General features: G+C 44.0%; 12 protein-coding genes. 1 reads left to right on the top strand and 11 read right to left on the bottom strand.

Features of this window, described 5'->3' with window-relative positions; genetic code table 11:
• Positions 1-45 precede the first annotated feature (45 nt).
• The 9 genes from WCV65_RS12945 to WCV65_RS12985 all read right to left on the bottom strand — a co-directional run bounded on the left by WCV65_RS12945 (position 46) and on the right by WCV65_RS12985 (position 9792).
• Positions 46-549, bottom strand: a complete 504-nt coding sequence (locus tag WCV65_RS12945) for a L,D-transpeptidase (protein WP_156505837.1) — start codon at positions 547-549, stop codon at positions 46-48.
• Between the two features lie 60 nt (positions 550-609).
• Positions 610-1566, bottom strand: a complete 957-nt coding sequence (locus WCV65_RS12950; RefSeq protein ID WP_035404129.1) for an aromatic acid exporter family protein — start codon at positions 1564-1566, stop codon at positions 610-612.
• Between the two features lie 150 nt (positions 1567-1716).
• Entirely contained in the window at positions 1717-2439 is a 723-nt protein-coding gene (locus WCV65_RS12955) for an amino acid ABC transporter ATP-binding protein (RefSeq protein WP_035404127.1), read from the bottom strand.
• Positions 2432-3088, bottom strand: coding sequence for an amino acid ABC transporter permease (locus tag WCV65_RS12960; RefSeq protein ID WP_035404126.1), 657 nt, complete (start codon positions 3086-3088; stop codon positions 2432-2434). The genes WCV65_RS12955 and WCV65_RS12960 overlap by 8 nt, the downstream gene beginning before the upstream one ends.
• 64 nt (positions 3089-3152) lie before the next feature.
• Positions 3153-3947, bottom strand: coding sequence for a transporter substrate-binding domain-containing protein (locus WCV65_RS12965; RefSeq protein ID WP_035404124.1), 795 nt, complete (start codon positions 3945-3947; stop codon positions 3153-3155).
• Between the two features lie 295 nt (positions 3948-4242).
• Positions 4243-4680, bottom strand: a complete 438-nt coding sequence (locus WCV65_RS12970; protein ID WP_035404122.1) for a BrxA/BrxB family bacilliredoxin — start codon at positions 4678-4680, stop codon at positions 4243-4245.
• 110 nt (positions 4681-4790) lie between these two features.
• Positions 4791-5798, bottom strand: a complete 1008-nt coding sequence (meaB, locus tag WCV65_RS12975) for a methylmalonyl Co-A mutase-associated GTPase MeaB (RefSeq protein ID WP_338777010.1) — start codon at positions 5796-5798, stop codon at positions 4791-4793.
• Positions 5795-7948 carry a methylmalonyl-CoA mutase gene (scpA, locus tag WCV65_RS12980; protein WP_338777011.1) on the bottom strand — a complete coding sequence of 718 codons (2154 nt, stop codon included), beginning with the start codon at positions 7946-7948 and terminating at the stop codon, positions 5795-5797. The genes meaB and scpA overlap by 4 nt, the downstream gene beginning before the upstream one ends.
• A complete protein-coding gene (locus tag WCV65_RS12985; RefSeq protein WP_338777012.1) occupies positions 7948-9792 on the bottom strand; it encodes a methylmalonyl-CoA mutase family protein in 1845 nt (614 codons plus the stop codon). Before WCV65_RS12985 ends, scpA begins: the two co-directional genes overlap by 1 nt.
• A 185-nt stretch (positions 9793-9977) precedes the next feature.
• Here WCV65_RS12985 and WCV65_RS12990 point away from each other — a divergent pair, with 185 nt between their 5' ends.
• Entirely contained in the window at positions 9978-10874 is an 897-nt protein-coding gene (locus tag WCV65_RS12990) for a YegS/Rv2252/BmrU family lipid kinase (protein WP_338777013.1), read from the top strand.
• Between the two features lie 117 nt (positions 10875-10991).
• On the opposite strand, the gene WCV65_RS12995 is transcribed toward WCV65_RS12990, so the two are convergent.
• Both WCV65_RS12995 and WCV65_RS13000 read right to left on the bottom strand, forming a co-directional pair.
• A complete protein-coding gene (locus tag WCV65_RS12995; RefSeq protein WP_338777014.1) occupies positions 10992-12563 on the bottom strand; it encodes an IS1182 family transposase in 1572 nt (523 codons plus the stop codon).
• Positions 12564-12757: 194 nt separating this feature from the next.
• On the bottom strand, positions 12758-14062 hold the full coding sequence (locus WCV65_RS13000) for a dihydrolipoamide acetyltransferase family protein (protein WP_338777016.1): 1305 nt from the start codon (positions 14060-14062) through the stop codon (positions 12758-12760).

Here is a 14062-nt window from a genome sequence, read left to right on the forward strand (position 1 = left end):
AGAACAGAAAAAACTCGCCAAATTTGGCGAGTTTTTTAAATCCTTTTATTCGGTTGAAATGGCCCCTTTTTCCTTAGCCAGTGTTTCAAACGTTTGATTCGTATCGGTAATCCAGACTTTGGTTCCGATTGGAATTTTGGAAAAGAGCTGTTTAACTTCTTCATTGTGCATGCGGACACAGCCCTGTGTGACAAAGCTTCCGATGGATGATTCGCGATTCGTTCCGTGAATACCATATGTCCGTCCATCCGTTCCTTCTGCATCAAATCCGATCCATCGGGGACCGAGAGGATTTTTCGGATCTCCGCCGGGAATGTCTTTTTTCCGGTAGTATGGATCCACCGCTTTAACGACAATTGAGAATTCTCCCTCTGGTGTAAGCTTTGATTCCTTACCGCTGGCAACAGAGTAAATCTTCTGAATCGATCCATCATCAATAAAAGCCATTTCGTTCGTTTGCTTATTTATAATCAGGTATGGATCTCCCTCAACCGGGTTATGTCCCAGCGGCCAAATCGGAGAAGCCATCAGTATGGAAAGAATCATCATCCATTTCAAAAGCAGCACCCTCTTTTTACTTATTATGAGAAAAAAGAGGGTGCTCCATCCTTATTTCAGTCCTTTGAAATAACTTTTCATCACTAAATATTGTTCAAGCTCCCTCACAAGATGAAGAAGGGAAGCACGGGTTTCAAATTCTTCTCTTGTTTTCGGCAGCTCCATTTCCTGAAAGGATGCTTTCATATCGTGCAGCTTTCTTAAAAACATATGGGCGGTGTTTCCTGGATGAATATGCTCGCGCAGATCTTTAATGAAATCGGCGATCATTTCCCCCTGTTCAACGGTAACGGATAAGTTTGAAATCAGCGGCAATAGCCGTTCAATTAATTCGAATTGTTTTTCTCTCATCCGAAAATAATGGTAATACAGGTTTTCGTTCCGGAGGAAATGGTTTTCAACATCCCGGAAGGCAAGTGTTTTGGCTTCATGAATGAGACTCGCCGTTTCTGTTATCTCTTTGCCATCCCATTGATTGTCCCCTTCAAGCAGATACAGCTCCATCTGGCAGAAAATCGAGGCAAAATTGGCTTCTATCTTTTTTTGATATGTTTCCAGCCTTCTGTCGACGCTCGGCATATAAAGGTTCATGATTAGGGCAACACCGATGCCTGTTGCAATCAGGGCAAGCTCGTTCAATATGAGCGGTAAAGTAATATGGTTGGATGCGTATAAATGAAGAATGATGACAGAGCTGGTTACAATGCCTTCCTTCGCTTTTGCCATAACAGCTACCGGTATAAATAACAGCAGCATAAGTCCGATGACTAGCGGAGAATAGCCGAACAGCTCAAAAAATGCGAATGAAAATATGATAGCGATGGAACACGCCAGAAATCTCGCCCATGAGCTTTGCAGGGATTTTTTCTTTGTTACCTGAATGCAGAGAATCGCAATAATTCCTGCTGAGGGGAAATTTTGAAGTCCGAACAATTGGGCTAGGCTGATCGCGGCAGCAGTTCCCAATGCGGTTTTTATCGTTCTGTAGCCTATTCTAAATTGCTTCATGCAAAAACTCCTAATTCTTGTTGTCCCTATATTGTAACCTAAAAAAGAACTGGTTCAAGCGGAAGCACCCCTCTCCTTTGACAAACACCTCGATTGGGTGCAGCAAAAGGAGGCGGGCGCCGCTTGCCAGCTCTATAGTCCGATACTAGTTTACAGCATTTTGCTCAAAAAGTCTTGTGCCCTTTGTGTTTTAGGATGGGCAAAAAATTCCGCAGGAGGAGCATCCTCTACAAGGGCTCCGCCATCCAGGAAAAGGACCCGGTCCGCAGCTTCCCGTGCAAAGCCCATTTCATGTGTTACGATAATCATCGTCATTCCTGTATGTGCCAAGTCTTTCATTACATCAAGGACTTCTTTGACCATTTCAGGATCCAGAGCAGATGTCGGCTCATCAAAAAGCATGACATCCGGGTTCATAGCAAGTGCTCTTGCGATCGCCACCCGCTGCTTTTGGCCCCCGGAAAGACGGCTCGGGTATTCATTTGCTTTATCGCTTAAGCCAACCTTTACAAGAAGCGCCTTCGCTTTTTCCTCTGCTTCTGCTTTTGACAGACCCTTAACAGTAGTCGGAGCGTAAGTCAGATTTTGCAGCACGGTTTTATGAGGAAACAGATGAAAGTGCTGGAACACCATTCCTAAGTTCTGACGGATCACGTTAATTTTCGCTTTAGGAGCCGTGACTTTTTCTCCGCCAATTTCAATTTCACCGCTCGTTGGCACCTCGAGAAGATTTAAGCATCTTAAAAAGGTTGATTTTCCTGATCCTGATGGACCAATAACCGCAACCACTTCTCCTTTATTTATGGATACTGAAATATTGTGCAATACTTCGTTTTTCCCGAAGGATTTATGCAGCTTGTCCACTTTAATCACTTTGTCTCAATCTCCTTTCAATCAGCTTGCCGATCATCGTAAGGATCATGACGAGAATGTAATAGATGAGCCCCGCGAATAAAAGCGGTTCAAAGTATTTATACATATCGGCACCGACTTGATAAGAGCGTCTCATAACGTCTCCAAGACCAATAACCGTTACGATCGCAGACTCCTTTGTCAGCGTAATAAACTCATTAACCAGGGCAGGCAGGATGTTTTTAAATGCCTGCGGGAGAATAATATCCTTCATCGTTTGATTGTACGGAACACCGAGAGCCATAGCCGCCTCGCGCTGCCCTTTATCGACAGCTAAAATTCCTGCACGGATCACTTCAGATATGTAAGCCCCTGAATTAAGGGTGAAAGCGGCAACTGCAGCCCAATACGGTTCAATCGTACCGATAAATTGCGGAAGACCGAAGTAGATAATCAGCAGCTGCAGAACGAGAGGCGTTCCGCGAAAGATGGATGTATAAAAATCGGCCAGCCAATTAAGGGGCTTTATTCGGCTGATTTTAAGCAGAGCAAGGACGATTGCCCATGTAAATCCAAAAAGAGCGGAAAGAGCCACAAGCTTTAATGTGATGCCAAGTCCTCCCAGTATAAAGGGGATTGAACCTGAAATAGCTGAAAAATCGATATTCATCAGATCACTCCTTTCTACTTGTCAAAAGAAACGTTCAACCTTCAGAGTTGAACGTTTCTCCTATTTATTCAGATTTTTGATCTTGGCCGAACCATTTCAGAACAAGCTTTTCCAATTCGCCGTTTTCTTTCATTTTATTAAGAGCTTCATTAAATTCTTTTGTGTATTTGCTGTCTTTTTGGAAAGCGATGGCGGAACCCGCTTCCTCTTCATTCCCGGTTTCCATTGTGAAACCTTCAAGATCTTTATCTTTTTCAAAATATCCTTTAGCTACTGTGTCTTCAATAATGGCAGCCTCAAATCGTCCTGCTTTAATTTCTTGAACGATATCTGGAATACGATTGCGGTTTTCGATTTTAATTTTGGTTTTCTCTGCGATTTTTTCTGCTTCCCCTTCCTGGATAGAACCGAGCTGAACTCCTACTGTTTTGCCTTCCAGGTCCTCAACCGTTTTAATTCCGCTGCCTTTTTTAGACACGATCATGTGCTTCGCTGTGTAATAAACATCCGTGAAATCTACGTTCTTTTTGCGTTCTTCCGTCGGTGTCATTCCTGCCAGAACCATATCAACCTGTTTCGCTTGCAGGGCTGGTACAAGACTATTAAAATCCAGGTCCTGAATTTCTACCTTGTAGCCAAGTTCGTCTGCCAAAGCATTAACCAAATCAATATCAAAACCGATAATGTCATCGCCTTTTGTCGTATCTTTGTATTCAAATGGTGGATAGTCGGCAGATGTAGCCATCTTTATAACTTTCTTCTCTTCTCCTTCATCCCCTGATGTTTCTTCTGAAGATCCGCATGCGGCAAGCATAGAAGCAATTACGAGGCCAATTGCTAGCAATAACCATTTTTTCATTGTTTGTTTCCCCCTATAATTTTGTAAAGTTAAAAATATTCTAAATTTAATAAAATTATGTCCTATATCCTAGAACTTTTCAAGAAGTTTTTAACCTTATATTTATACGATATTTTGTATTTTAACACGATTTTATATTTATGCAATATAGTAATTAAAAATAAATTTAATTTTATATTTTACTATTCTTGAAAAATACCGATGCATCAGGGTTAATCATCACTTTAATTGATAAAAGCAAAAAAAAAGAGACCTCTATTTAAAGGTCTCTCTTAATAATTATACACAACTGTGATTACACTTCCTTGCAGTGCTGTTCAAATGCTTCCTGAAGTTTTGCTACTACAGCCATCGGCTCGTGCCCTTCAATTTCATGACGTTCTACCATTGCTGCAAGCTTACCGTCCTTCATAAGGGCAAATGATGGAGAGGATGGCGGAAATCCTGTAAAGAATTCACGAGCTCTTGCTGTCGCTTCTTTATCCTGTCCGGCAAATACCGTTACAAGGCGGTCTGGACGCTTATCATAATGAACGGAATGAGCTGCAGCCGGTCTCGCAATTCCTCCAGCACATCCGCAAACAGAGTTCACCATTACAAGCGTTGTTCCCTCTTGTTTGAATGTATCCTCTACCTCATCTGCTGTTGTTAATTCTGTATAGCCTGCAGCTGTTATTTCCTGGCGGGCCTGTCTGACAACATCATTCATAAACAAATTAAAATCTATGTTCATATTAATCTCTCCTTTGCTTTACACATCACAATAGTCTGCTTTGAAACTGGTGAAGATCGCTCCTACTGTTTATTTTACCAAGAGCAGGGATGTTTCCGCAAACCGGATGATTAGCTTTTTGATTTTAAAAATTCCTCAACAAGCTCTTTGACGAGCGCTGAGACAGCTGCTTTCTCTTCTGCTATATTCTGCTCAGCTGCTGAGAGCCGTTCCAACACGGACGGATTTTTGTAAAAAGCATAGAGCAGCTCATCTTTTATACTTTCGTGGAGCCAGTCCTTTTGCTGTCCGCGCCTCCGTTTTTCAAACAATCCAGATTCCCTCGTTGTTTTCTGGAATGCCTCTATCTTTTCCCAAACCTCCTGAATCCCTGTTTCTTTCAGGGCACTTGCCGGCAGGGCCTCCGTGGTCCAGCCCTCGGTGTATGGCTTCAGAAAATGAAGCATTGTGCTGTATTCCTGTACTGCTTTTTTAGAGAGCGGGAGATTGCCTCCATCTGCTTTATTTACCACAACGAGATCTGGAAGCTCCATTATCCCCTTCTTCATGGTCTGCAGCTCGTCACCTGCTCCTGTAAGGACTAGCAGCAAAAAGAAATCAACCATGCCCCGAACAAGGTATTCCCCCTGTCCGACTCCCATCGTTTCTATAAGAATGATGTCAAATCCGGCAGCCTCGCAAAGCAGCATCGTTTCCCTTGTTTTCCGGCCTACCCCGCCAAGGGTTCCGCTTGAAGGAGACGGCCGAATAAAGGCATCCGGGTTTACAGAAAGCCTCTCCATCCTTGTTTTGTCGCCGAGTATGCTGCCCTTTGAAACATGACTGGTCGGATCAACAGCAAGCACTGCCACCTTATGGCCTTTCTTGCATAAATAGGTTCCGAACGTATCAATAAACGTGCTCTTTCCTGCTCCGGGTACTCCCGTTATTCCAATGCGGATCGAGCTGGTCCTTTTTGATAAAACCTTATCCAGCAGGCTCTGAGCTGCATCAAAATGCCGCTCCGCATTGCTCTCAACCAAGGTTATCGACTGAGCCAGAATGCTTCTGTCTCCCCTTATTATTCCTTCTGCAAGGTAATCTGGATCGATCGGGCGATGTTCTCGTTTTCTCTTCATCGTTCTTCCTTAACGTCCTCATATCCAAGAACGTCATAAAGCTTGTCCAGTACCTTCCTTGCAGCGGCAGGAATGACCGTACCGGGTCCAAAAATTTCAGCTGCTCCGTTTTCTTTAAGAAAATCATAGTCTCTATAAGGAATTACACCGCCGATGATGATCAAAATGTCCTCCCTCCCAAGCCTTTTCAGTTCTGCTTTCAGCTGCGGCAGCAAGGTTTTGTGACCGGCTGCAAGAGAACTCATTCCGACTACATGGACATCATTTTCTACGGCCTGTGCAGCGGTTTCAGCAGGTGTCTGGAAAAGCGGTCCGATATCCACGTCAAATCCCAAATCGGCAAAAGCAGTAGCAATCACTTTCGCACCTCGGTCATGTCCATCCTGGCCCATCTTTGCAATCAGAATCCTTGGTCTTCTTCCCTCATACTCCTGAAATTCATCGGCTGCCTTTCGGACTGAGCTGATCTCTTCTTCATTGGAATATTCGGAACTGTATACGCCGCTCACAGATCTGATCACCGCCTGATGTCTTTTTGAAATGCGCTCAATTGCAAATGAAATCTCTCCAAGCGTAGCACGGTTTCTTGCTGCCTCTACTGCCAGCTCAAGCAGGTTGCCTTCCCCTGTTTCAGCAGACTTTGTGATTGCATTCAGCGATTGCTCTGTCTTTGCTTCGTCCCGATCAGCTTTAAGCTTTTGAAGTCTTTCAATTTGTTTGTTTCGCACTTCCGTATTATCAATATTCAGCACATCCAGGTCGTCTTCTTTTTCAAGTCTGAATCGATTGACTCCAACTATCGTTTCCATCCCTGAATCAATCCGGGCCTGCCTTCTGGCCGCTGCTTCTTCAATCCGCATCTTTGGAAGGCCGGTTTCAATGGCTTTGGCCATTCCGCCGAGCTCCTCCACTTCCTCTATTAAACTCCAAGCCCGTTCCATTAAATCATTTGTAAGAGATTCAACATAGTAGGATCCTCCCCATGGATCAATTACGCTGCAGATGCCGGTTTCCTCCTGCAGATAAAGCTGGGTATTCCTCGCAATTCTTGCACTGAAGTCAGTCGGCAGAGCGATTGCTTCATCCAATGCATTCGTATGAAGAGATTGAGTATGACCCATTGCAGCCGCATGCGCTTCAATAGCCGTTCTCGTCACATTGTTAAACGGATCTTGCTCTGTAAGGCTCCAGCCGGATGTTTGCGAGTGCGTCCTAAGCGCCAGCGATTTTGGATTTTTAGGATTAAATGGCTGGATGAGTTTAGCCCACATTTGTCTGGCAGCCCGCATTTTCGCTACTTCCATGAAATAATTCATGCCGATTGCCCAAAAGAACGAGAGCCTCGGTGCAAAGGCATCGATATCCATTCCTGCTTTCAGCCCGGTCCGCACATATTCAAGGCCATCCGCAAGCGTGTAGGCAAGCTCTATATCATTCGGCGCTCCAGCCTCCTGCATATGGTAGCCCGAAATGCTGATGCTGTTGAATTTCGGCATGTTCTGGGCCGTATACTTAAAAATATCGCCAATAATTCTCATCGACATATCCGGGGGGTAAATGTACGTATTCCGAACCATGTATTCTTTCAAAATATCATTTTGGATGGTACCTGTAAGCTTATCCAGCGCAACTCCCTGCTCTTCTGCGGAAACGATGTAGAATGCCATGATCGGCAGCACGGCTCCATTCATTGTCATCGAAACACTCATCTCATCCAGAGGAATGCCATCAAAAAGAATATTCATGTCTAAGATGGAGTCGATCGCCACTCCTGCTTTTCCAACATCCCCTTCTACACGCGGATGGTCAGAATCATAGCCCCGATGCGTAGCCAAGTCAAAGGCAACGGATAATCCTTTTTGCCCCATAGCAAGATTGCGCCTGTAAAAGGCATTGCTTTCCTCAGCTGTAGAAAAGCCCGCATACTGCCGGATGGTCCAAGGTCTGTTCACATACATCGCTGCATAAGGCCCCCTTGTAAAAGGAGCGAGCCCGGGGAAAGATTCTTCTGTGCCTGATGCATCCTCCGCACTGTACCACTGCTTGAGCTGAATTTTTTCATTCGTTTCAAATACAGGCTGTGCGGTTTCATTAGCTGCTGTATTTTCAGTTACATGTAAATGGTCTGCTGTAAGCCGTACTCTTTCCATCAGTTATGAACCCCCAATACGTTTTGCAGCTCTTCAAGAAATGCCAGTCGATTCATCCCCATAACAACTTCCCTTTGGATGGACAGTCTTTCTTCCCATTCAGCGGGCTGTTTGCCGACTGTATATATTTCTGACTTTGCGTTTCGGATAAAAGAAAAAATCTCATTCTTATATTCTATATAGCTTTGATCGCTACCGCATAAAAACACTGGTTTGTTTAAATCTGCTCCAGAGAATGGCGTTATGCAGGCTTCTATTCCTCCTGAGTCAAGCAGGCCCGCCAGAAAATCAAGACGGGGTTTATATTCTTTAAGACTACCGAGAACAGCTATTTGTACGGATGGTGCCACGCCTTTTTGCTGTGTATATTCCAACGCATTTACTCTCAGGTTTTCAAAGGATTCCGCTAATCGAACGGGCTTGATCTGTGCTGTCTTTTTATTAATGGTTTCATAACTTATCTTTTTGCCTTCATCTAATTTAGATCTGGATTCGCTAAAGGATTCCTTCGGCCAAAGGGAGATAGGTATGTGTTTCTCAGCTGCTTCAATCCGGTCTTCAGGGTTAGCGTAATAATTGACGCCGATCATCCTTTTCTTTTGAATATTCAAGCTCTCAGCCAGCGCGTCATAGCCGGCAGATAATTCAGCTTGAATATCACCCTCTTGAAGCACCTTCAGAAAACCACCGTTTTCTTCGATTTCCAAGATTTTATCCCACGCTGCTTTGGCTAATTCCTGTGTAAGCGACTCGATATACCATGATCCTCCGGAAGGATCATTAACTTTTCCAAGCAGGCTTTCCTCACTCAGCAGATAATGAATATTTCTTGCTGCCCGCTCAGATAAAATAGAGCCGCCATTCACCTCATCAAAGGGAAGAATGGTAATGGCATCCGCATTCCCGAGCACAGCTGAAAAGGCTTCGGTTGACGTGCGGAGGAGATTCACATGAACATCCAGCCGTGACTTATTAAAGGAGGATGTTTTGACGTGTGTATAAAGCTTTTGCGCTTCAAGGTCCCCTCCAAACGCGGAAACAATCGAGCTCCACAGCAGGCGTGCTGCGCGGAGCTTCGCTGTTTCCATGAAAAATTGGGATCCGGATGAGAAACTGAATGCAGATTTTCCTGCAGCGAGCTCAGCTGATTTTCCATTTTCTCTGCACCAATTTAAAAAATCGATGGCTTTCGCAAAGGTATAGGCCAGTTCCTGAACAGCATTTGCGCCGCTATTGTGAAGCAGATCTCCTTTAAAAAGGATGGTTTTCTGATTACCTGATCCTGCAGCCGCTTCCGTATAATCCATCATCCAGCAGAGGGCATGATCAAGGTCCTCAAGGTTGCCCTGCATCACCGCCTCATATGGGTCACATCCTGCCGTTCCCTCTCCAAGACTCTTCATCTCTGCTGCAAAAGAAGCCATAAGCTCCGGAGCCTCTTCAAAGTCGATTATATAATGAAGATTGCTTGATTTTAGATGAGCTATGAGCTTCTGAAAATTACCCTGCTCCAGGATGGTTTGCAGAGAAGATAAATAAAAGGAATTTAACCCTTTTTCGTCCGCAGAATCCAGAGCGGAGACGAGATGATCGATCGATTCATAATGATCAATCGATTGTGACGTTTTCCACATCTCTCTTATTTTCTTAGTACCCCTTATGTAAGGAGCCTCTCCAGGCTCTGAAACTTGTACTGAATCTTTTTTTAAATAAAGCGGTTTCAAAATGATCTTTTCATTTGTAATGGTCTTAAGTGATTCAGCAGACTTTCCTTTTAGCGCTTTGCTGACTGCTTCAAGCCATGCCTGCTCTGTAGCTTCCTGCGTACTCTGCCCCTTGTTCATTTTCTGCTTCCCATTGGAAGCCCACCCCCTAAGAATGCGTTTTCATTTATAAGGAAATGCGTTTCCTATCCCATACCTTATTGTATTATAACTATTTATATCCAGCAATTGCAGGGTGTAGTTTTCATCCTCTCCCGTGGTGGTATACTAGTTGTAACGATTCTGTAGGTAAAGGAAGAGCGTTTATGAAAAAAACCATGTTAATCATTAATGGCAGCGCCGGACAGAAAAATGTAGAAAAAAGCCTTCAAATTATCGTACCGGTGCTGACGAAGGCAAGCCCGCATCTCCTGATTCTGCAGACGCAGCGAGCTTTGGATGCAAAACGGTACTGCGAATTGTATGGAGAAGAGATGGACATCGTTTATATTCTAGGTGGAGACGGAACGGTACACGAATGCATAAATGGACTCGCTCAACTGAAGAACAGGCCGGCAGTTGGCATATTGCCAGGCGGAACATGCAACGATTTTGCGAGGACATTAGGGATACCTGCAAATTTGAAAGAGGCGGTCCAAGTTTTATCAAATGGCAGCAAACGCAAGATTGATGTGCTCCAGGCGAGTGAGCTATATTTCCTGAATTTCTGGGGAATCGGTTTGATTACTGAAACCTCCAACAATATTGTGGGGGCTGAAAAGGCGATGCTCGGAAAGATCAGCTACTTTTTAAGTGCATTTCGCACGGTTCAGAAAATGGATCCATTTCCTGTCCATTTAAAGGCGGATGATCAGGAATTTGATGGAGAGGCTGTGATGGTGATTGTAGCAAACGGTGGATTTATCGGCACCAATCCTCTCCCTTACCCTGGTATTGAACCGGATGACGGAAAAGCAGATGTGTTTATTTTAAAAAATACAAACTTAGCTACCATAAGGGATTTGCTTACCATGAAAGATGCGTCACAGTGGGACAACAACGAATCGGATCTTCTTCATTTCACAGGAGCAAACATGGAAATCACAACAGAAACGCCGATGAAGGCAGATACTGATGGGGAAGTATACTCCGGTACACCTGAAACAATAAAGGTCTTAAATCAGCATTTAGACTTTTTGGTACCTAATGAGGAAACGAAATAGAGAAACAGGAAGAGTCTGGGACAAAACTAACCAGAAAAAATAAGTAAAGGGTTCCGATCAGATGGTTTTTCTGATCGGGACCCTATTTTATGTTGAAATCTGCTTTTCTTTGTACTTTTATGTGTTCATGGCGGTGTACTTTTTCAAGTTCACCGCCATGAAGGCAAAGCCTAGTTCGTTTTCAACCCTGTTCTTGCCCCTGACGGACATTCGGTTGAAACGCAAATTAGCCTTCAGATATCCAAAAACTGGTTCTACGTCAATTTTTCGCTGAGCGTAGATGGAACCCGTTTTTTCTTCCGAAAGCTGCTGCTTGATCTGATTTTTTTGTTGTTCCCACTTCTCATTGTAATAGACCTTGCGGTTATTCCCATCCTTCGCTTTTGTACATTGAGCGCGTAGAGGGCAATCGGAACAATCCTCGCATTCGTAAACTTTCATCTCTCGCTTAAAGCCGTTTCGATCGGTGCGATGGGATACATATTGGAACGGTAATCGTTTTTCTTGTGGGCATATGAACGAGTCGTCTTCTTCCTTGTACGTCCAATTGGCGGCGTGAAACTCGTTCTTCTTGAAATTCTTTTTGTTCTCTTTACGATAGGTATTATAGGTAATGAGCGGTGTCCGTTTTCGATTCTCTATGACATCCGCGTAGTTTTCTTCGCTTCCATACCCCGCATCCGCGACGATATACTCCGGGAGTGTGAAGAAGTGCTTCTCAATATGATTCAAAAATGGAATGAATGTGCGTGTATCCGTTGGGTTTGGAAATAAATCGTAAGCGAGTGTAAATTGGCCTTGAGTCGCAATCTGAACATTATAACCGGGTTTGAGTTGTCCATTTTTCATGTAATCATCTTTCATTCGCATGAACGTCGCGTCCAAATCCGTCTTGGAGTAACTGTTGCGTTCCTTGAAGATTTTCATATCGTTCTCATATTTTTGTTTGCGCCTCATAAAATCTGAAAACATCTTATGAAGCTTCTTTGGTTCTTTGCGCATGGAACGAAGTTCTTTCCGAACTTTCATATCATCACTTGCTTCTATTTTTTGAGTCAGGTCCTCGACTTTTTCTTCTAGTTTTTTGGCGATTACGGAGAGTTCTTCGATCTTGAGTTCTTCCTGACTTTCCCGTTCGATGGCCAGAATAATATCTTTTTTCAATAGTTCATCATAGATTTGGCTGGATTTCTCCATCAAACTGGCACTGAATTTTTCCACTGATTTTCGCCAGACAAATGTAAACTTATTGGCGTTGGCTTCAATTTTGGTTCCATCAATAAAAATCGCCTCGGCATCAATCAGCTTTTTTTGAACCAGCTGACAGCGAAATTGGACAAAGCCTTGACGAAGAAGGTGTTTAACTTCCGGATGGACACGGAACCGGTTAATGGTTCGATAACACGGGACATACCCTTGAGAAAGCCACATCATCCGAACGCTGTCTGTAAGGAGTCCCTCAATTTTTCTGCCAGAAAAAACAGATTGGGTATAGGCGCATAAGATAATTTTCATCATCATTCTCGGATGATAAGCTGGACACCCGGTCTCGCGTACGAAACTAGAAAAGGCTTCGTTGGGAATCTGTTCAACCAAATGATGAACGGTGTAGGCAATGTCTTTTTCATCGAGTTTCATTTCTAAATCCAGGGGCAAAACAACTTGGTCCATGTTATACTGTTTATACATAAGGGCACCTCCGATGGTTATTGTGTGGTAACTTTAATTTTATCAGAAGGTGTCCTTATATTCTTCATTAAAAATGCACGAAAAAATAGAAAGAGAGGCCGTCGCAACTTATTTGCGACGGCCTCTCTTATTTACAGGGATTTGTCCCAGCCTCTTTTCAATTCACTATAGAAGTTGGTGTTCAGCCTTATTTCTTAATAAACAGACGTCGTTTCTTTCGAAATATTTTCAAGAATTTCTTTCACTCTAGCAAGGAAACGTCCGCAAACCAGACCGTCTAATACACGATGATCAAGAGATAAACACAGATTAACCATATCGCGAACGGCAATCATTCCATTGTTCATCACAACCGGACGCTTTACGATCGACTCGATTTGGAGGATTGCAGCCTGCGGGTGGTTGATAATTCCCATTGACTGAACAGAACCAAATGAACCCGTGTTATTCACAGTGAAGGTACCGTCCTTCATATCATTGGAACCGAGCTTTCCGCTTCTTACCTTTCCGGCAAGCTCCGTAATTTCCCTGGCAATTCCTTTGATCGTTTTTTCATCGGCTTGTTTAATGACAGGGACGAATAATGCGTCATCCGTGGCGACAGCGATGGATAAATTGATGTCTTTTTTCTGTACAATCTTGTCTCCCGCCCACATGGAGTTCATTTGCGGGAATTCTTTTAGCGCTTGCGAGACAGCTTTTACAAAGAACGCAAAGAAGGTTAAGTTGAAGCCTTCTTTCTTCTTGAATTCATCTTTTATGGATCCGCGGTACTCCACAAGGCTTGTAACATCCACTTCAACCATCATCCAGGCATGAGGAGCCTCATGCTTGCTTTTAAGCATATTGGCAGCTATTGCTTTTCGTACACCTGTTACCGGAATTTCAATGTCTCCAGGAGCAACTGAAACCGAAGCTGGGGCTGCCTTAGCTTGAGTAGCTTGAGTGTGTGCCGGTTGCTCTGTTATCGTTTCTTTCTTTTCTGCCGGTGCTTGCTGCTTGGATTCCGCCGCGCTGCTTTGAGCACCGGCTTTTGGTGCTGTACCGCCGTCAATCAGCTGCTGCAGATCTTTTCGTGTAATTCTCCCGCCAGCTCCGGTGCCGTTCACTTGCTCAAGATCGATTGCGTTATCCTGGGCAAGGCGCAGGACAGCCGGTGAATACCTTTTTTTATTAGATTGATCGCCACTGCCTTCGGGCTTAACTGACGTTTCCGCAGGTGCCTGTTCAGCTGAAGGAGCTTCTTCTTGAGCGCCTCCCTCTACTTCCACCTTGCAGATCACTTGTCCGACCTCAAGTGTGTCCCCTTCTTCAGCTGTGAGCTCTTTAATAATCCCTGAAAAGGAAGAAGGAACCTCAGCGTTTACCTTATCTGTCATAACTTCCGCAATCGGATCGTATTTGTTAACCTTGTCTCCTACCGAAACCAGCCATTTGCTGATCGTACCTTCTGTAACACTTTCCCCAAGCTGGGGCATGGTCATTTGTTCCATTCCCAT

It is taken from the genome of Metabacillus sp. FJAT-52054 (assembly GCF_037201815.1).
In the GTDB taxonomy this organism is placed as follows: Bacteria; Bacillota; Bacilli; order Bacillales; family Bacillaceae; genus Metabacillus_B; species Metabacillus_B sediminis.

What these genes read in the sequence shown, in the direction of transcription:
- WCV65_RS12945 (WP_156505837.1), bottom strand. Translation starts at nt 549, where the DNA reads ATGATGATTCTTTCCATACTGATGGCTTCTCCGATTTGGCCGCTGGGA.
- WCV65_RS12950 (WP_035404129.1), bottom strand. Translation starts at nt 1,566, where the DNA reads ATGAAGCAATTTAGAATAGGCTACAGAACGATAAAAACCGCATTGGGA.
- WCV65_RS12960 (WP_035404126.1), bottom strand. Translation starts at nt 3,088, where the DNA reads ATGAATATCGATTTTTCAGCTATTTCAGGTTCAATCCCCTTTATACTG.
- WCV65_RS12965 (WP_035404124.1), bottom strand. Translation starts at nt 3,947, where the DNA reads ATGAAAAAATGGTTATTGCTAGCAATTGGCCTCGTAATTGCTTCTATG.
- WCV65_RS12970 (WP_035404122.1), bottom strand. Translation starts at nt 4,680, where the DNA reads ATGAACATAGATTTTAATTTGTTTATGAATGATGTTGTCAGACAGGCC.
- meaB (WP_338777010.1), bottom strand. Translation starts at nt 5,798, where the DNA reads ATGAAGAGAAAACGAGAACATCGCCCGATCGATCCAGATTACCTTGCA.
- scpA (WP_338777011.1), bottom strand. Translation starts at nt 7,948, where the DNA reads ATGGAAAGAGTACGGCTTACAGCAGACCATTTACATGTAACTGAAAAT.
- WCV65_RS12985 (WP_338777012.1), bottom strand. Translation starts at nt 9,792, where the DNA reads ATGAACAAGGGGCAGAGTACGCAGGAAGCTACAGAGCAGGCATGGCTT.
- WCV65_RS12990 (WP_338777013.1), top strand. Translation starts at nt 9,978, where the DNA reads ATGAAAAAAACCATGTTAATCATTAATGGCAGCGCCGGACAGAAAAAT.
- WCV65_RS12995 (WP_338777014.1), bottom strand. Translation starts at nt 12,563, where the DNA reads ATGTATAAACAGTATAACATGGACCAAGTTGTTTTGCCCCTGGATTTA.
- WCV65_RS13000 (WP_338777016.1), bottom strand. Translation starts at nt 14,062, where the DNA reads ATGGGAATGGAACAAATGACCATGCCCCAGCTTGGGGAAAGTGTTACA.